Here is a 16,838-nt window from a genome sequence, read left to right on the forward strand (position 1 = left end):
CGCCGGTGTCTGCGGCGCGCGGGCGACTCTGCGCGCGCGCCGGGAAGAGTGAGGGTGCTCATGAACGATGCGTTCGGTCGCGGCCCGGTGCGGCGGATGCCGGGCATCCGCCGCACCGTCCGGTCACCGGTCGGCCTGGAACGTGTCCCAGTCGGCCTGCACGGCCGCGAGCATGTCCGCCGAGCTCTGCCGGCCCGCGAGCACCTGCTGCAGTCCGCTCGTGAAGGTGTCGAACATGGTGTCGGTGGCCCAGTCGTACCAGTACAGCGCGCCATCGCCGGACAGCTGCTCCTCGGAGGCGGTGAGCAGGTCGGGGAAGATCGTGCCGGGCTCGCCCGCCGAGACCGGGTGGATCGGGACGCGGTTGACGCTCGCAAGCATGGGGGCCGTCTCGGCGGCGTTGATCAGGCCCACGAAGGCGAGTCCGGCCATCGTGGCATCCGACTTCGCGCCCACGTGCCAGTTCAGACCGAACGAGCCGCTCGAGGCGTTGCCGCCGTCATCCAGGCCCGAGGAGAAGCCGAATGTCTCCCCATCGGAGATGGTTCCGGCGTACCAGTTGCCGCCGATGAAGAAGACGCCGTCGCCCGCGGCGAACGCCGCCGCGGCGTCGTCGGGGCTGGTGCCGTCGTAGCCCGGCGAGACGTACCCTTCGGCGACCCAGCGGGCGAGGGTGTCGACCGCCTCGACGTTGGAGGCGACCGTGATGTCCGAGCCCGCCTCGCCCAGGATCCACCCGCGGGTCTGGGCGGGGTCGGTCAGCGCGCCCTGCAGGATCGACAGGGTCTGCATCGCCGACGCCTTGTCGGAGTTGCCGAGCACGAGCGGTGTGTCACCGGCGTCGTGGGCGGTCTTCAGTGCGGCTTCGAGGTCGCTCAGGGTGCGCGGCACCTCGAGCCCCAGCGCGTCGAGCCGGGACTTGTTGTAGAAGATGCCGACCATCTGGTTGTCCGGCGACATGCCGAAGATCGTGCCCGAGCCGAACTGCGATCCGTCGTCGGACCACATCAGCTGAGAGATCGCGTCGCCGGCGGCGGCCTCGTAGCCGTACGCGGCCGCCGCGTCGTCGAGCGGGCGGATGAGGCCCGCCTTGACCAGCGCGCCGTCGGTGGCCCAGCCCTGGTTCCCCTGCGTGACGTCGGGGGCGTCGGCGGAGTTCATCGCGTTGATGACCGTCGCGACGAGGTCGTTGTAACTCTTGTACTGGATGTCGACGGTGACGTTCGGGTACATGTCCTCGTAGGTGGGGACGAACACCTCCATGAAGTCCTGTTCGCCCTGGTCGGCCCACACGCTCAGGGTGATGTCACCGAGCTCGGCGACCTGCTCGGCGGTGACCGGCGCGGTGATCTCGTCGGTGACCGCCACCGGGGTGGCGCTGCTGTCACTTCCCGGCGCGGTGCAGCCGGTGACGGCGAGGATCGCCGTCACGCCGACGGCGGCTGCGGCGGTCTGCGACATTCTGCGTTGAATGGTCATGTGTTTCCTTTCGGTGTGTCCCTCGGGATCGGAGACGAATGGGGATCGGTGGTGAGTCAGTCGGGGGGCGGGGCGAAGGCCGTGTGCACCCAGGCGAGGTTCGCGGCCTGATCGGCGAACACGGCCGGCACGCTGTCGGCGGTCAGCGGTGCACGGTCCTGCTCGACGACGACCCAGGCGTCGTAGCCGCTGTCGCGCACGGCCGTGGCGAAGGCGGACAGGTCGGCGTCGCCGGCACCCAGCGGCGTGCATACCCGCGCCCACCAGGTGTCGAAATCGGCGCGCCCGTCGGCGCGTGCCGCTTCCAGCTCGTCGCGGCGGACATCCTTGACGTGGATGTGGTTGATCCGTTCGCGCCAGGCCAGGAAGTCCCCGACGGCGTCACCGCCGGCGAGCACGACGTGACCGACGTCGTACGTCAGCGCGACATCGATGGTCTCTAGCAGGCGTTCGATCTCGTCGGGAAGTTCCACGTACGTGGCGATGTGCGGGTGGAAGGACACCTGCAGTCCGCGGTCCCGCGCCCGTGCCGCGGCAGCGTCGACGACGCGCACCAAGCGGTCCCAGCCGTCGGCGTCGAGCGAGAGCACCGGGTCCTTGCGGGGCGCGCGCAGCAGCGCCTCGTCCCCCTCGTCGGCGAGGATCACCAGGCCCGAGCCGTCGACGGCGGCCAGTTCGCTCAGCGTGGTCTCCATGCGCGCCAGGTCGCGCTCCAGAGTCTTCGGGTCTCCCTGCGTGTGCAGCGGAACGTAGGCTCCGGCGGCGCCGAGGCCCGCCGCGCGGAACGAGGCGGCCGCTGCCGCGGGGCTGCCGAAGAACCCGGGCGGGCCCAACTCGCTGCCGTCGTACCCGGCCGCGGACATGGCCTGCAGCAGTGCGTCGGTCGTGGTCGCGCCGTCGACGGTGAGGTCGCCGAACACCCCGTACGACACCGGTGCGTTCGCGAACCTCATCGGCGCGGTCCGCGGTGCTCGGGGCGCACGGTCACGCCGGCAGCGGCCGCGAGAGCGGCGGCGATCTCCTGGAGCGAGGCGATGTCGTGGCGGGCTCCGGCGAACGCCGCCCGGTTGTCCTGTCCGATGCGGATCGCGGTCGCGAACGCGTCGAGCTGACGGAGGAAACCGGTGTCGTGCCCCGCCGTGTAGGTGGTGTCCTTGCGCAGGTCGCCCTCGTGGCGGCGGCTGATCAGCCTGCTGCGCTCCTCGAGCAGGTACGGCTTGGCGAGGTGATACTCGAGCCGTCCGTTCGACCCGAGCACGGCGAGTTCTTCGTCGTACTCGGGGTACTCGGGCAGCCAGTTCCAGCTCAGCAGGTACTCGGTACCGTCGTGCGAGGCGCTGGCGCGCAGACTTGCCGGCTCCGGGCCGGCAAGGGGGGTGACCGCGTGCGCGTCCCAGCGCAGGGGAAGGGTGATGCCGAGGGCGCGCAGGAGACTGAGCTCGTGGATCACCGAGCCGTGAAGCACGTTGGCGTAGTAGCGCAGAACGTCGTCGTCCGCGCCGGGCAGCGCTTCGCGGGCGCGGTCGAGGTCTGCCGCGACCGCCTGCGCGATCGCGGCCGGGTCGGCGTCGGCGGGCGGTTCGCCCAGTCTCAGATGGGCCACCTGCGGGTCGTCGGCCGGGTGGGCGACGGTGACGCGCACGAGGCGGATGCCGTGGAGCTCGGCGAGCTCGCCGGTGGCGACCTCGGTGAGCGGGTCGAACATCTTCATGTAGCCGACCTGGGCGATGAGCCCCGCGGCGCCGGCCAGGGCCACCAGCTCGTCGACCTCGCGGACCGTGAAGGCGAGCGGTTTCTCGGCGAGCACGTGCTTGCCCGCGCGCAGTGCCTCACCCGCCAGAACGGCGTGCGTTCCGGGGGTCGCGATGAGCACCGCGTCGACGTCGTCGGCGCCGATCGCCGCGGCAGGGTTCGCGGTGGCCCGTGCGCCGTACGCCCGGGCGACCTCGTCGGCGCGGGACGGCGACAGGTCGCAGACCACGCGCAGGTCGAACCCGGCACGACGCAGGGTCGTCAGGTGCACGGACTGCGAGATCGCGCCGGCACCGATGACGGCGATGCGAATCGGGGCGGCAGACTGCGTGGGCATGCAGGCTCCTTCGGTGGGGATACGTTCAGCATGGCACGAAATAGACCAGTTAGTCCAGTTTTAGTACCAGATTCCCCACACGGTCCCCTCACACACACCGCTCCGCAGCCACGCGCGGCGACTGCGGAGCGGGAAGGGAGGGTGTGTCAGGACTCGTCGTCGGAGCCGACGATGTGCATCGCCCGGGCCACGTCGGTGATGCTCGCCGTCAGCGACGGGAACACCGCGAACACGCGGGAGAGCTGGTCGACGGTGAGCCTGCGCTCCACCGCGATGGCGATCGGGTAGATCAGCTCCGACGCCTTCGGCGCGACGATCACGCCGCCGATGACGGTGCCAGAGCCCTCACTCGCGATGATCTTCACGAAACCGTCGCGCACGCCCATCATCTTCGCCCGCGCGTTCGCCGACAGCGGCAGCTTGTGCACGAACCCGCGCACGGTGCCGTCCTCGAGGTCCTGCTCGGAGTGGCCGACCGTGGCGATCTCGGGGGCCGTGAAGATGTTCGCCGCGATGCGGCGCTGTTCCAGCGGGATGACGGTGTCGCCGAGCGCGTGGAAGACGGCGGTGCGCCCCTGCATGGACGCGACCGATGCGAGTGGTACGAACGTCGTGCAATCACCGGCGGCGTAGATGTTCGGCACCGACGTGCGCGCCACCCGGTTCACCTGGATGTGGCCGGAGTCGGTCAGCTGCACCCCGGCATCCTCCAGCCCCAGGTCCTTGGTGTTGGGGATCGAGCCGACCGCCAGCAGGCAGTGGCTCCCGCTCACGGTGCGCCCGTCGGACAGCGTGACCAGCACGCCGTCGCCGTCGCGCACGACCGAGTCGGCGCGCGAGGTCGACAGCACCGTCATCCCGCCGCGGGTGAAGACCTTCTCGATGACGGCGGCGGCGTCGCGGTCCTCCCCCGGCAGGACCCGCTCGCGGCTGGAGATGAGCGTGACCTGCGCACCGAGGTTCATGTACGCGGACGCGAACTCCGCGCCGGTCACGCCGGAGCCGACCACGATGAGGTGGTCCGGCAGTGCCTTCATGTCGTACAGCTGCGTCCACGTGAGGATGCGCTCGCCGTCCGGCCGGGCCGTCGGCAGTTCGCGCGGCGAGGCCCCCACCGCCACGACGATCGTGTCGGCCTCGATCCGGTCGAAATCGGTGCCGCCGGGGCCGGTCGAGGCGACGATGGCCCGTTCGCCGTCGAGCCGGCCGTGACCGCTGATGATGCGCACGCCGGCGTCGACCAGCTGCCCCCGCAGGTCGTCGGACTGCTGACCGGCCAGCGACAGCAGGCGCCGGTTGACGGCGGCCAGGTTGATCGCGATCTGCGGCGCGAGCGGCCGCCCCACGTCGGATGTCGCGAACAACTGCACCCCGAGGTCCGATGCCTCCGAGATGGCCACCGCCGAGTCGGCGGTGGCGATCAGGCTCTTGGAGGGCACGACGTCGGTGATGACCGCCGAACCGCCCACACCTGCCCGCTCCACCAGGGTGACCTCGGCCCCCAGCTGCGCGGCGGCCAAGGCCGCCTCGTAGCCGCCGGGACCGCCACCGATGATGCCGACGCTCTGGGTGCGCTCGAAGCTCAAAGACATGCCGCCCATTCTGGCAGCATCGGACCGCCCGCCCCCGCAGTAGTCCGTGTGCGCGTCGCGCCTCCCCGACGGCACCCCCGCCAGCAGTCACGTCACGATATGGCACCCGCCGGTCGGTGTTCCTAGAGTAAGAACATGTCCGACTCCACCGCCCACCCCCTCGACGACCCCGCCGCCAGCCCGTTCGACATCGCGGCGCAGGCCGCCACGGACATCGCCCGGCTGAGCGGCGTCGATCAGCACGACATCGCCCTCACGCTCGGCAGCGGCTGGGGCCGGGCCGCCGAGCTGATCGGCGAGACGGTCGCGACGATTCCCGCGACCGACGTCACCGGTTTCCGTCCGCCGGCGCTGGAAGGACACGTCGGGTCGCTGCGCAGCATCCGCACCGCGCGCGACCGCCACGTGCTGGTCATCGGCGCCCGCACCCACTTCTACGAGGGCCACGGGGTGCGTCACGTCGTCCACAGTGTGCGCACCGCCGCGGCGACCGGTGCCCGCACCATGGTGCTCACCAACGGCGCCGGTGGGATCAGACCCACCTGGTCACCCGGGCAGCCGGTGCTGATCGGCGACCACATCAACCTGACCGGCGCCTCCCCGCTGGAGGGTGCGACCTTCATCGACCTCACCGACCTGTACTCGCTGCGGTTGCGCGACCTCGCCCGGCGCGTGGACCCCACCCTCGACGAGGGCGTCTACTGCCAGTTCCGCGGGCCCCAGTACGAGACACCCGCCGAGGTGCGGATGGCCAAGACGATCGGCGGGCACATCGTGGGGATGTCCACCGCGCTGGAGGCGATCGCGGCCCGGCAGGCGCACATGGAGGTGCTCGGGTTCTCGCTGATCACCAACATGGCCGCCGGCATCCAGTCCACCCCGCTCAGTCACCAGGAGGTCATCGATGCCGGCCGCGCCGCCGAGCCGGTGATCTCGGATCTGCTCGCGCGCGTGATCGGCGAATTGTGAGCACGCTCGACGCCGCGCGGGCCTGGCTGCGTCAGGACCCCGATCCCGACACGCGCGACGAGCTCGCGGCGCTGATCGACGCCGCCGCGTCGGGTGACCAGACGGCGGCGGCCGGCCTGGACGACCGGTTCGGCACCCGCCTCGCCTTCGGTACCGCGGGGCTGCGCGGACGGCTGGGCGCGGGCAGCAACCGGATGAACCGGGTGCTCGTCGCCCCGGGGGCCGCGGGCCTGGCCGCCTACCTGCTCGAGCGTTCCGGCGGGCGGACCCCGTCGGTCGTGATCGGCTACGACGGCCGTCGCGGCTCGGAGACGTTCGCCCGCGACAGCGCCGAGCTGTTCGCCGGGGCGGGCCTTCGCGCCGTGCTGCTGCCGCGGATGCTGCCCACTCCGGTGCTCGCCTTCGCGGTGCGGCACCTGGACGTCTCGGCGGGCGTCATGGTGACGGCATCCCACAACCCGCCCGACGACAACGGATACAAGGTGTACCTGGGCGGGACCGATGCCGGCGCCCAGATCGTGCCGCCCGCCGACGCGGAGATCGCCGCGCACATCCTGCGGGTCGCCGATGCCGGCGACATCGGCGCGCTGCCGCGATCGGACGCGTTCGAGACGGCGCCCGAATCGGTCGTCGACGCGTACATCGACGCGACCGCGATCGTGGCGCCCGCCCCCGACGAGGCGAACGGGATGACGTGGGTCTACACGGCCCTCCACGGCGTCGGGTACGACACCCTCCGCCGCATCCTGCAGACGGCCGGGTACCCGCTGCCGATGGTGGTGACCGCGCAGATCTCCCCGGACGGCCGGTTCCCCACCGTGGCGTTCCCGAACCCCGAGGAGCCGGGGGCGATGGACCTCGCGTTCGAGACGGCGCGGTCGGTCGACGCCGAGTTCGTGCTCGCCAACGACCCGGATGCCGATCGTCTGGCCGTCGCGCTCCCCGACCCGTCGGCCCCCGGCGGCTGGCGCTCGCTCACCGGCAACGACGTCGGGCTGCTCCTGGGGTGGCGCGCGGCGCGGGCGGCCCGCGGCGGATCGCTCGCGTGCTCGCTGGTGTCCTCGCCGGGCCTCGAGGCGATCGCCGAGCGCTACGGCCTCGGGTTCGCGGCCACACTCACCGGGTTCAAGTGGATCGCGCGCACCCCGGACCTGGTGTACGGGTTCGAGGAGGCGCTGGGGTACCTGGTCAACCCCGGCACGGTACGCGACAAGGACGGCATCTCGGCGGCGGTCGCCGTGCTGGGACTGGCGGCCGAGGCCCGCGGACAGGGGCGTACGCTCGCCGACCTGGTGCGGCAGTTCCGCGACGAGTTCGGGCACTTCGCCAGCGGCCAGGTGTCGCTGCGCGTCGACGACGTCTCGGTGATCGCGGGCGTCATGGCCGCCCTGCGCGCCGAGCCGCCGGCGGCCGTCGGCGATCTGGCGGTGGCGCAGATCGACGATCTGCTCGACGGGGTGGACGGTTTCCCCCGCGGCGATGTCCTGCGGCTGCGGCTGGCGGACGGGTCCCGGGTGATCGTGCGCCCCAGCGGCACCGAACCCAAACTGAAGGCGTACCTCGACGTGCGCGGCGCGAGCGCCGCCGACGCCGAGGCGCGACTGGCCGGGCTCGAGGATGCCGTGCGCGTCCTGCTGGTGGCGGCCCAGGCCTGACCGGGCGGACCGCGATCGAAGTGATAGGCTGGCCAGGCCCACTCGGGTTCACACGCGTCCCTCTGCCGCCTCACCGTGGAGCGGCAGAACGCCTGACGCCCGACCGTCTCACTGAACGGTTTCGTATTCACGCTCCCACTCCCGCGTCAGGTCGCGGCGCCCGCCGCCTCGCACGCGCCTCCCTCGTCCGCTCCGCACACGTCGGCGCGGCACCCCCGGTCGTTGACACGACCCCAGCAGAAGAAGGAAAGACACGATGGCTACTGGCACCGTGAAATGGTTCAACTCCGAGAAGGGCTACGGGTTCATCGCCCCCGAAGACGGTTCGGCCGACCTGTTCGCGCACTACTCCGCGATCGCCGGCAGCGGCTTCAAGGAGCTGCGGGAGGGCCAGCAGGTGGAGTTCGACGCCGAGCAGGGCCCGAAGGGCATGCAGGCCGCCAACATCCGCCCGCTCTGAGCATCCGCGTCGGCCCCGGGTCTGCGTCACCGCGACCGGGGCCGACGCATCCCCCGCGGGGTTCGGTCGCCGTCAGCCGTCGACGACGGCGACCAGTTCGTCGAGGAATCCGGTGAAGGACGTGCTGCTGCGCACGATGCGCTGCACGCTCTCGCGCTCGCTGAACACTTCGACGAGCTGCTCGAACACGGTCTGGAACGCGGCGCGGTCCGATTCGGAGAAGGCGACCATCGCCACCACCTGCACGCGCCCCTCACCCCACGGGATCGAGCCGTCGGCGATGCCCACCGCGATCGCCGTGCGTGAGGCCGTCATGCCCAGGGCGTGCGGCACCGCGAGGGCGTCGGTGAACGCCGTGGAGCTGAGCCGCTCCCGTTCCAGGGTCCGTTCGACGTAGTCGTCATCGATCACCCCTTGGCCGACGAGCAACGCCCCCAGTCGGCGGATGACCTGTTCCTCCCCCGCGGTCGCATCGAGCCCGGACAGGAACGCGTCGGGGCTGAAGTACCGCTCCAGTTCGGCGCGAAGGCGCGCCAGCCGGTGGCCCCGCCGGACCCGCCCGGCCGCGACCTGGATGCGGTCGACGTCGACCTCGGTGAGAAACGGCTGGATGCGCACGACCCGGTCGCCGGTCAGCGGCGTGTCGATCGTGGTCAGCACGAGGTCGCTGTCGATGCCGTCCCAGTCCGGATCGACCCGCGTCTGCACACCGACGACCGCCACCGCTTGCCCCAGCGACCGGTCGATGCTGGAGCGCAGCAGGTCGTGCAGTTCGTAGTAGCCGGGGCACACGATGGTCGCCGTGAGCGTCCGCGTCGCCCGGCCGACCCGCTCCAGCCGCCCGCCGACGTGCATCGCGATGTAGGCGATCTCATCGTCCAGGATCCGGATCCCGAGGAGGTCCCGCAGCCCGTCGGCGATGAACACCGCGACTTCGAAGATCATCGGGTAGGTCGCCTTCAGCGACCGCGTCAGCGGGTTGCGTGACCACTCCTGCTGCTGCGCGCGCTGGCGCAGGTGCTGCACGTGCAGCGCCAGTCGCTGCACGAACTCGTCGTCGTCGATGTCGACGAGGAACTCCGCCGAGGCACGGGCCACGACCTCCCGCACCGCCTCGACCACCTCGGGGTGCAGCCGGGGGCGGATGTCGGCGGCGCCTCCCGGCGCGACGACACGGCTGTGCACGAGCGTGGCCAGGTGGCCGCGGTCACCGCCACCGAGTGCGACGGCGAAGTGCCGGTCGACGAGTGTGTCGAGCAGTTCGCCGATGCGCGCCGAGTCGTCCGCCGGCGCGCTGCCCGGTTCGGCGAGCGCACGGCCGCCCGCGACGCGGTCGACCGTGATGGCGACGTGGGTCATGACATCGGCGATGCCGAACTCGTTGACGAAGTAGCCGAGCTCGCCGAGGCCCGACACCAGGTCCGTCTTGAACGGGCCGAGCGCGTCGACGGCGGGCCCCTGCGAACCCAGCGCCCGCCGCAACGACGCGATGTCGAACCCGCCGTCCTGCGTCTCCTCGTGCGCCAGCCTGCTCAGCAGCCGTCGCTGCGCCTGCTCGGTGCCTCGCAGCACCACCCGCGAGCCCGCCCGTTCCAGCGCGAGGTCGGTTCCCCCGATCAGCGCGCGGATGCGGCCGAGGTCGGCCTCCAGGGTGGACTCGCTCACGTGGAACGCCTCCGCGACCTCGTGCACGTCGACGCCGTCGGGACTGCCCACGACGGTGCGGATCAGCCGGTGCAGCCGGTCCCGCGGCGTCGCGTCGTCGCCGGTGCGCAGCGCGGCGGCGGCCCCCGCCCCGGCGCGGTAGCCCTGCGGCCCCGATTCGACCGCATCCCCGCCGGGCACCCGCGCGTTGAGCGCCGCGACGTAGCTGCGGATGCTGCGCGGAGTGACACCCACCGCGTCGGCCAGTTCGGCCGCCGTCGACCACGCCCCGTCTCGGGTGAGGAGCGCAACGACGCGGTCCTGCCGGGTTCGACTCACGCGCTTAGTCAACCACGCGGCGGAAAGGACTTTCCGCACCCGCGGAAACAGGTGTGGTTGTCGGCCGGGGGCTCCGGTCACGACAATGGCTGACAGGAGGGCGATCGATGAGGATCCTGGTGGTGTGCGGAGCGGGTGCGTCAAGCACCTTCGTCGCACAGCGGCTGCGCCGCGCGGCATCCGCGCGGGGACGCGAGCTGACGGCGACCGCCGGCACCGCGCCGTCTCTGGAGGTCGACCTCGACAGCGCCGATGTGGTGCTGCTCGGGCCGCACCTGGCGACCTCACTCGACGATGTGCGCCGCCGCGCCGCGCCGCGCCGGACGCGTATCATCCTCCTTCCCCCCGATGTGTTCGCCGATCTGGACGGCACCCGCACGCTCGCTCTCGTCGAGGCGGCCCTCGCCGACGACGACCCCCCGGAGAGGACCTCGATATGACCCAGGTGACCCGAACGGTGCGGGTGGGCTCTGCCCACGGCCTGCACGCCCGCCCCGCGAAGCTGTTCGTGCAGGCGGTCAAGGATGCCGGCATCCCCGTCACGATCAGCAAAGGCGCCAGCGCCCCGGTGGACGCCTCGAGCATCCTGGGCGTCATCGCGCTGGGCATCGAGCACGGCGACTACGTGACGCTGACCGCCGACGCGGCCCGCGCCGCCGATGTGATCGACGCGCTCACCGAGAACCTGACCACCGACCACGACGCGTGAACCACGAGAGGAACGAGAACATGAGTGAGCTCCGCGGAGTCGGCATCGGATTGGGCGTCGCCCACGGCCCGGTGGCACGGATGGCAGAGCCCCTGCCCGCACCGGAGGACATCGCTAGCACCCGGACACCGGAGGAGGAGACCGCGCGCGTCAGCGAAGCGGTCGCCGCGGTGGCACGAGAGCTCGAGGCGCGCGGCGCACAGGCCGGCGGCGCCGCCCGCGACGTGCTGGAAGCGCAGGCCATGATGGCCGAGGACCCGACCCTGGCGCAGGAGGTGTCGGGCCGCGTGACCGCCGGCAAGACCGGTGAGTACGCGGTGTTCGCCGCGTTCGCGAGCTTCCGCGACACCCTCTCGGCGATGGGCGGCTACCTCGGCGAGCGCGCCGCCGACCTCGACGACATCGCCCAGCGCGTGATCGCACGGCTGCGCGGCCTGCCCGCCCCGGGGGTACCCGACCCGGGCCACCCGTTCGTGCTGGTCGCCACCGACCTCGCCCCCGCCGACACCGCCCTCCTCGACCTCGACAAGGTGCTCGCCCTGGTCACCAGTGAGGGCGGACCGACCTCGCACACCGCGATCCTGGCCCGCGAGAAGTTGATCGTGGCCGTCGTCGGCGTCGCCGAGGCGGCCGGGCTGGCCGACGGCGAGACCGTGATCGTGGATGCCGCACAGGGCGCGGTCACGACCGCTCCCACGGCCGAGCAGCTCGAGCAGGCGACCCGGCGGGCCGACGAACGCAAGGCATCGGCATCCGCTCCGCTCACCCCGGGGGCGCTCGCCGACGGTACCGCGGTGCCGCTGCTGGCCAACCTGGGCAAGCCGGGCGGCGCGGCCGAGGCCGTCGCACTCGGCGCCGAGGGCGTGGGCTTGTTCCGGACCGAGTTCCTCTTCCTCTCCTCGAACCAGGCGCCGACCGTCGCCGAGCAGCGCACCGCCTACACCGAGCTGCTGCAGGCGTTTCCCGGCAAGAAGGTGGTGGTGCGGGCCCTCGACGCCGGAGCCGACAAGCCGCTCGCGTTCCTCAACGACGCGCACGAGGAGAACCCTGCACTGGGTTTGCGAGGCCTTCGCGCGCTGCGGGCCAGCGAGGACATCCTGCGCGAGCAGCTGACCGCGCTCGCCGAAGCGGATGCCGCCGCCGAGGCCGACCTGTGGGTCATGGCGCCGATGGTGTCGAACGTGGAAGAGACCGCCTACTTCGTCTCGCTCGCTCGCGAGTACGGCATCAAGACCGCAGGCGTCATGGTCGAGGTGCCCTCGTCGGCGCTGATGGCCGACCGCGTGCTCGCCATCGCCGACTTCGCCTCGATCGGCACGAACGACCTGACCCAGTACACGATGGCCGCCGACCGGCTGCTCGGCTCGGTCGCCTCGTTCCAGGACCCGTGGCACCCCGCGGTGCTGAAGCTCGTGAAGGCCACCGCTGACGGCGGCGCCGCGCACGGCAAGCCGGTCGGTATCTGCGGGGAGGCGGCCGCCGACCCGTTGCTGGCCGTCGTGCTCGTCGGGCTCGGCGCCACCAGCCTGTCGATGGCGCCCACGGCACTCGCCGACGTGCGGGCCACCCTGCTCGCCCACTCCCTCGACGACGCCCGCCGTATCGCCGAGGCCGCCCTCGCCGCAGACGATGCGGCATCCGCTCGAGCTGCGGCGCAGGCAGCGGCCCGGTAAGACCGCCCGCAACGATTCGCCGAATCACGACGAGGTCGCGAAGATGGTGGTCGACCAGCATCGCGGCGCTCAGGCGTCACCTGGACAACCGCGGGGCCTACGGCGGCGCGGTCGTGCGAACAGTTCCACCAAGAAAGGACCACACATGGCAGGCAGCGTTCTGAACGTCGGGCAGGTCCGCATCCACTCCGGTTCGGCCGCCCGAGAAGAGGCGATGCGCGAAGCCGCCGACATCCTGCAGGCCGCCGGAGCGGTCACGGCGGGGTACTTCGATGCGATGCAGCAACGGGAGGCCACCGTCTCGACCTACATGGGCAACGAGCTGGCGATCCCGCACGGCACCAACGAGACCAAGGACACGATCCTCGACTCGGCACTGTCCTTCGTCCGCTACGACGGCGGGGTGGACTGGGAGGGCAACCCGGTCACGTTCGTGGTCGGTATCGCGGGCAAGGGCGACGAACACCTCGACATCCTGTCGCAGATCGCGCTGATCTTCTCCGACGAGGACGAGGTCACACGGCTCAAGGGCGCCGACACCCCGGAGGAGCTGTTCGCGCTCCTGCCGGCGGTGAACGCGTCGTGAAAGCCGTCCACTTCGGCGCCGGCAACATCGGACGCGGGTTCGTCGGGCTGATGCTGCACGAGGGCGGGTACGAGCTGGTCTTCTCCGACGTCGCCGCCCCGCTCGTGGCGGCGATCGACGCGGCATCCTCGTACGTCGTGCACGAGGTGGGCGAGGGCGGCGAGGACCGCGCGGTCACCGGGTTCTCCGCGATCAACAGTGCCACCGACCCCGACGCGGTCGCCGCCGCGGTCGCCGGCGCCGACGTGGTCACGACGGCCGTCGGCCCCACGGTGCTGCGCCTGGTCGCCCCCCACATCCTCGCCGGGCTGCGTCTGCGGCCGGCGGATGCGGCGCCGCTTCAGGTCATGGCGTGTGAGAACGCGATCGGGGCGACCGACCAACTGCGGGAACACATCGTCCGCTCCGTCGCCGGTCAGTGGCCGGACCTCGCCGGCCGCGCGGTGTTCGCCAACACCGCCGTCGACCGCATCGTGCCTGCCCAGCCGGCGGGCGCCGGCGTCGACGTCACCGTGGAACCGTTCTTCGAGTGGGCGATCGAGCGTCGGCCGTTCGGCGACCACCCGCCGACCATCCCGGGGGCGCACTTCGTCGACGACCTCGCGCCGTACATCGAGCGCAAGCTGTTCACCGTGAACACCGGTCACGCCGCGACGGCCTACCTGGGTGCGCGGGCCGGCATCGAGAAGATTTCGGACGCCCTGGTCGACCCGGCGATCGCGGCGGGTGTGGCGGCGGCGCTGGAGGAGACCTCGGCGCTCCTGGCGGCGGTGCACGGGCTCGATGCCGACGAGCTCGCCGCCTACCGCGCCACAATCCTGCGCCGGTTCGCCAATCCCGCTCTGCCCGACACCGTCGGGCGCGTGGGCCGCCAGCCGCTGCGAAAGCTGTCCCGGCACGAGCGCTTCATCGGGCCCGCAGCCGAAGCTGCCGAGCGAGGCCTGCCCGTCGACGCCCTGGTCGCGGCGATCGCGGCGGCGCTGGAGTTCGATCACCCCGCCGACGAACAGTCCGCCGAACTGCAGCGCCGGCTGCGCGACGAGGATGCCGCGACGTTCACGGCATCCGTCACGGGGCTGGAGCCGGCCCATCCCCTGTTCGATCGCATCACCGAGGTGGTCGCGGCGCGGCAGTCGGCGCTCGGGTGACGCGCGCCCGGCGCACCGGGTCGCGTGTCCGCCCGAGCCGCCCGCGCTCAGCGTCGGAAACCGTCGGAGATGATCTCGATCAGTTCTTCGCGGTCCTCGACGGACAGGAACGCCCCGGCCGCGGCGTTGAACTGGAACGCCTCGAGGTCGTCCAGCGTGTACTCGAACGCGTCGACCAGCAACGCCAGCTCGCGGGTGAGCGAGGTGCGGCTCATCGTGCGGTTGTCCACGTTGACCGTCACGGAGAAGCCGAGCTGGTACAGCAGATCGAACGGGTGGTCGGTGATCGCCTCCCCCCACGCGGCGATCGCGCCGGTCTGCAGGTTCGACGACGGCGACAGTTCCAGGGGGACCTCCCGGTCGCGCACCCAGCGGGCCAGGTCGCCGAAGGTGACCCGCACCTCGTCGCCGGATCGGCCCACGACATCCAGGTCGTGCGCGAGACGCACGCCGTGCCCGAGGCGCAGCGCCCGCCCGTCGATCAGTGCGGACCGGATCGAATCGAGGCCGGCCGCCTCCCCCGCGTGCACCGTGACGGGGAAGAACTCGGCGGCGAGATAGTCGAACGCGGCACGGTGGCCCGATGCAGGGTAACCGTCCTCGGGCCCGGCAAGATCGAAGCCGACCACGCCGCGCCCCCGGAACGCCACCGCCAGCCGGGCAATCTCCAGCGCCCGGTCGGTGTGCCGCATCGCGCTCAGCAGCTGCCCCACCCGGATGTCGCCGCCGTCGGCGTCGATCGCATCCTCGGCCTCTTCGATGCCCTGCTGCACGGCAACGACGGCGTCTTCGAGCGACAGCCCAGCGCTCAGGTGCTGTTCGGGCGCCCAGCGTACCTCACCATAGACGACGCCGTCGGCGGCGAGGTCTTCGACGAACTCCCGGGCCACCCGGCGCAGGCCGTCGGCGGTCTGCATGACGGCGGTGGTCAGCTCGAACGTCTTCAGGTATTCGACGAGGGAGCCCGAGTCGCTGCGCTGCGCGAGCCAGCCCTCGAGCTCGTCGGCATCACCGGTGGGCACCTCGAGCCCGATCCGGTCGGCGAGGTCGAGGATCGTCTCCGGCCGCACCGCTCCGTCGAGGTGATCGTGGAGCGAGACCTTCGGGAGCGAGCGGAGCGAGACGCCCTGCACGTTGCGGTCGCCTCGGGCGTCGATGGTCATGATGTTCCTCGTGGGTCGGGGGCGATGGGTGCGGATCAGGCGGTGAGCCGCTCCCGGACGCGGGAGACGGATGCCACGCCCGTCGCACCGGCCGCGGCGTCGGCCGCGCGGACCTCCCAGGCCCCGTCGAGCGCGTCCAGCGCCCGGGCGAACCGCCCGGCGTCGTCGGCGAGCAGCGTGAACAGGGGCTGGCCGGCCGACACGGCTTCCCCGGCCGTGACGTGGAGGTCGATGCCCGCGGCGTGCACGACGGCGTCCTGCGCCCGCGCCCGGCCCGCGCCGAGCCGCCACGCCGCGATGCCGAATGGGAGCGCGTCGAGGCGGGTGAGCACACCGCCGCGGTCGGCGACGACGGTGTGGGTTTCGCGCGGTGTCGGCAGCGGCGCGGCGGGGTCGCCGCCCTGCGCGCGGATCATGGCGCGCCACGCGTCCATCGCGCGCCCGTCCCCCAGTGCGGCCGCCACGTCGGCGTCGGGGCGTCCGGCCAGCGTGAGCATCTCACGCGCCAGCGCGACGGTCAGTTCGACGACGTCGGCCGGCCCGCCACCGGCGAGCACCTCGACCGATTCGCGCACCTCGTTCGCGTTCCCGATCGCGCGGCCGAGCGGCGTGTTCATGTCGGTGAGCAGGGCCGTCGTCGCGACCCCGGAGTCGGTACCGAGCTCGACCATGGTCCGCGCCAGCTCGCGCGCGGCGTCGAGGGAGGTCATGAACGCGCCCGAGCCGAACTTCACGTCGAGCACCAGCGCGTCGGTTCCCTCCGCGATCTTCTTGGACATGATGCTGGAGGCGATCAGCGGGATCGCCTCCACGGTCCCGGTGACGTCGCGCAACGCGTACAGGCGCTTGTCGGCCGGGGCCAGCCCCGACCCGGCCGCGCAGATGACGGCGCCCATGTCCCGCAACTGCGCCATCATCTCGTCGTTGCTCAGCGCCGCCCGCCACCCGGGGATGGACTCGAGCTTGTCGAGCGTGCCGCCGGTGTGCCCGAGCCCCCGTCCCGACAGCTGCGGCACGGCGACACCGAACGAGGCAACCAGCGGCGCCAGCGGCAGCGTGATCTTGTCGCCGACTCCGCCCGTGGAGTGCTTGTCGACGGTCGGTTTGCCCAGACCGGCGAAGCTCATCCGCTCCCCCGAGGCGATCATGGCGTCGGTCATCACCCGGATCTCGTCGCGGCTCATGCCGCGCAGCAGCACGGCCATCGCGAACGCCGCCATCTGGGAGTCGGCGACGTACTCACGCGCGTACGCGTCGATCATCCACCGCAGGGCGTCGTCGGCCACAACGCCACCGTCGCGTTTGGTGCGGATGACGTCGACGGCGTCGAAG

At 71.9% G+C, this 16,838-nt stretch carries 15 protein-coding genes; 8 read left to right on the top strand and 7 right to left on the bottom strand.

What is annotated here, in order from left to right:
- Nucleotides 1-123: 123 nt before the first annotated feature.
- The 4 genes from ACK5KK_RS10755 to ACK5KK_RS10770 all read right to left on the bottom strand — a co-directional run bounded on the left by ACK5KK_RS10755 (nt 124) and on the right by ACK5KK_RS10770 (nt 5,160).
- A complete protein-coding gene (locus ACK5KK_RS10755) occupies nt 124-1,479 on the bottom strand; it encodes an ABC transporter substrate-binding protein (RefSeq protein WP_416890080.1) in 1,356 nt (451 codons plus the stop codon).
- A 56-nt stretch (nt 1,480-1,535) separates the two neighbouring features.
- The gene (locus ACK5KK_RS10760) at nt 1,536-2,432 is read right to left on the bottom strand and encodes a sugar phosphate isomerase/epimerase family protein (RefSeq protein ID WP_416890081.1); all 897 of its coding nucleotides are present in this window, start codon (nt 2,430-2,432) and stop codon (nt 1,536-1,538) included.
- The gene (locus ACK5KK_RS10765; RefSeq protein WP_416890082.1) at nt 2,429-3,568 is read right to left on the bottom strand and encodes a Gfo/Idh/MocA family protein; all 1,140 of its coding nucleotides are present in this window, start codon (nt 3,566-3,568) and stop codon (nt 2,429-2,431) included. The genes ACK5KK_RS10760 and ACK5KK_RS10765 overlap by 4 nt, the downstream gene beginning before the upstream one ends.
- Nucleotides 3,569-3,714: 146 nt before the next feature.
- Nucleotides 3,715-5,160, bottom strand: coding sequence for an NAD(P)H-quinone dehydrogenase (locus ACK5KK_RS10770; protein ID WP_416890083.1), 1,446 nt, complete (start codon nt 5,158-5,160; stop codon nt 3,715-3,717).
- 135 nt (nt 5,161-5,295) lie between these two features.
- Between ACK5KK_RS10770 and ACK5KK_RS10775 the strand changes: the two genes are divergently transcribed.
- The 3 genes from ACK5KK_RS10775 (at nt 5,296) to ACK5KK_RS10785 (ending at nt 8,244) form a co-directional block, all read left to right on the top strand.
- On the top strand, nt 5,296-6,129 hold the full coding sequence (locus ACK5KK_RS10775; protein WP_416890084.1) for a purine-nucleoside phosphorylase: 834 nt from the start codon (nt 5,296-5,298) through the stop codon (nt 6,127-6,129).
- Entirely contained in the window at nt 6,126-7,784 is a 1,659-nt protein-coding gene (locus ACK5KK_RS10780; RefSeq protein WP_416890085.1) for a phospho-sugar mutase, read from the top strand. The genes ACK5KK_RS10775 and ACK5KK_RS10780 overlap by 4 nt, the downstream gene beginning before the upstream one ends.
- A 256-nt stretch (nt 7,785-8,040) precedes the next feature.
- Complete coding sequence (locus ACK5KK_RS10785; protein WP_416890086.1) at nt 8,041-8,244, top strand: cold-shock protein; 204 nt, start codon at nt 8,041-8,043, stop codon at nt 8,242-8,244.
- Nucleotides 8,245-8,316: 72 nt separating this feature from the next.
- On the opposite strand, the gene ACK5KK_RS10790 is transcribed toward ACK5KK_RS10785, so the two are convergent.
- Nucleotides 8,317-10,227, bottom strand: coding sequence for a BglG family transcription antiterminator (locus ACK5KK_RS10790; RefSeq protein WP_416890087.1), 1,911 nt, complete (start codon nt 10,225-10,227; stop codon nt 8,317-8,319).
- Between the two features lie 107 nt (nt 10,228-10,334).
- Here ACK5KK_RS10790 and ACK5KK_RS10795 point away from each other — a divergent pair, with 107 nt between their 5' ends.
- The 5 genes from ACK5KK_RS10795 (at nt 10,335) to ACK5KK_RS10815 (ending at nt 14,343) form a co-directional block, all read left to right on the top strand.
- On the top strand, nt 10,335-10,667 hold the full coding sequence (locus ACK5KK_RS10795; RefSeq protein WP_416890088.1) for a PTS sugar transporter subunit IIB: 333 nt from the start codon (nt 10,335-10,337) through the stop codon (nt 10,665-10,667).
- Nucleotides 10,664-10,936 carry an HPr family phosphocarrier protein gene (locus ACK5KK_RS10800; RefSeq protein WP_416890089.1) on the top strand — a complete coding sequence of 91 codons (273 nt, stop codon included), beginning with the start codon at nt 10,664-10,666 and terminating at the stop codon, nt 10,934-10,936. Before ACK5KK_RS10795 ends, ACK5KK_RS10800 begins: the two co-directional genes overlap by 4 nt.
- Nucleotides 10,937-10,956: 20 nt before the next feature.
- Nucleotides 10,957-12,609, top strand: coding sequence for a phosphoenolpyruvate--protein phosphotransferase (ptsP, locus tag ACK5KK_RS10805; protein ID WP_416890090.1), 1,653 nt, complete (start codon nt 10,957-10,959; stop codon nt 12,607-12,609).
- A 145-nt stretch (nt 12,610-12,754) separates the two neighbouring features.
- Nucleotides 12,755-13,195 (top strand): PTS sugar transporter subunit IIA, encoded by a 441-nt coding sequence (locus tag ACK5KK_RS10810; protein ID WP_416890091.1) that lies wholly within the window; start codon nt 12,755-12,757, stop codon nt 13,193-13,195.
- The gene (locus ACK5KK_RS10815; RefSeq protein ID WP_416890092.1) at nt 13,192-14,343 is read left to right on the top strand and encodes a mannitol-1-phosphate 5-dehydrogenase; all 1,152 of its coding nucleotides are present in this window, start codon (nt 13,192-13,194) and stop codon (nt 14,341-14,343) included. Before ACK5KK_RS10810 ends, ACK5KK_RS10815 begins: the two co-directional genes overlap by 4 nt.
- Before the next feature lie 47 nt (nt 14,344-14,390).
- Here ACK5KK_RS10815 and ACK5KK_RS10820 read toward each other — a convergent pair whose 3' ends face one another.
- Together ACK5KK_RS10820 and ACK5KK_RS10825 are read right to left on the bottom strand one after the other, a co-directional pair.
- Nucleotides 14,391-15,506, bottom strand: a complete 1,116-nt coding sequence (locus tag ACK5KK_RS10820) for an adenosine deaminase (RefSeq protein ID WP_416890093.1) — start codon at nt 15,504-15,506, stop codon at nt 14,391-14,393.
- A gap of 35 nt (nt 15,507-15,541) precedes the next feature.
- Nucleotides 15,542-16,838: thymidine phosphorylase (locus ACK5KK_RS10825; RefSeq protein WP_416890094.1), on the bottom strand; the 1,297-nt coding region annotated here is incomplete at its 5' end.

Origin of the sequence: Microbacterium sp. (assembly GCF_047972865.1) — a bacterium.
Classification (GTDB): Bacteria; Actinomycetota; Actinomycetes; order Actinomycetales; family Microbacteriaceae; genus Microbacterium.

Coding starts and splice junctions, on each gene's coding strand:
- ACK5KK_RS10755 (WP_416890080.1), bottom strand. CDS start 1,479: ATGACCATTCAACGCAGAATGTCGCAGACCGCCGCAGCCGCCGTCGGC.
- ACK5KK_RS10775 (WP_416890084.1), top strand. CDS start 5,296: ATGTCCGACTCCACCGCCCACCCCCTCGACGACCCCGCCGCCAGCCCG.
- ACK5KK_RS10800 (WP_416890089.1), top strand. CDS start 10,664: ATGACCCAGGTGACCCGAACGGTGCGGGTGGGCTCTGCCCACGGCCTG.
- ACK5KK_RS10765 (WP_416890082.1), bottom strand. CDS start 3,568: ATGCCCACGCAGTCTGCCGCCCCGATTCGCATCGCCGTCATCGGTGCC.
- ACK5KK_RS10760 (WP_416890081.1), bottom strand. CDS start 2,432: ATGAGGTTCGCGAACGCACCGGTGTCGTACGGGGTGTTCGGCGACCTC.
- ACK5KK_RS10785 (WP_416890086.1), top strand. CDS start 8,041: ATGGCTACTGGCACCGTGAAATGGTTCAACTCCGAGAAGGGCTACGGG.
- ACK5KK_RS10795 (WP_416890088.1), top strand. CDS start 10,335: ATGAGGATCCTGGTGGTGTGCGGAGCGGGTGCGTCAAGCACCTTCGTC.
- ptsP (WP_416890090.1), top strand. CDS start 10,957: ATGAGTGAGCTCCGCGGAGTCGGCATCGGATTGGGCGTCGCCCACGGC.
- ACK5KK_RS10770 (WP_416890083.1), bottom strand. CDS start 5,160: ATGTCTTTGAGCTTCGAGCGCACCCAGAGCGTCGGCATCATCGGTGGC.
- ACK5KK_RS10810 (WP_416890091.1), top strand. CDS start 12,755: ATGGCAGGCAGCGTTCTGAACGTCGGGCAGGTCCGCATCCACTCCGGT.
- ACK5KK_RS10820 (WP_416890093.1), bottom strand. CDS start 15,506: ATGACCATCGACGCCCGAGGCGACCGCAACGTGCAGGGCGTCTCGCTC.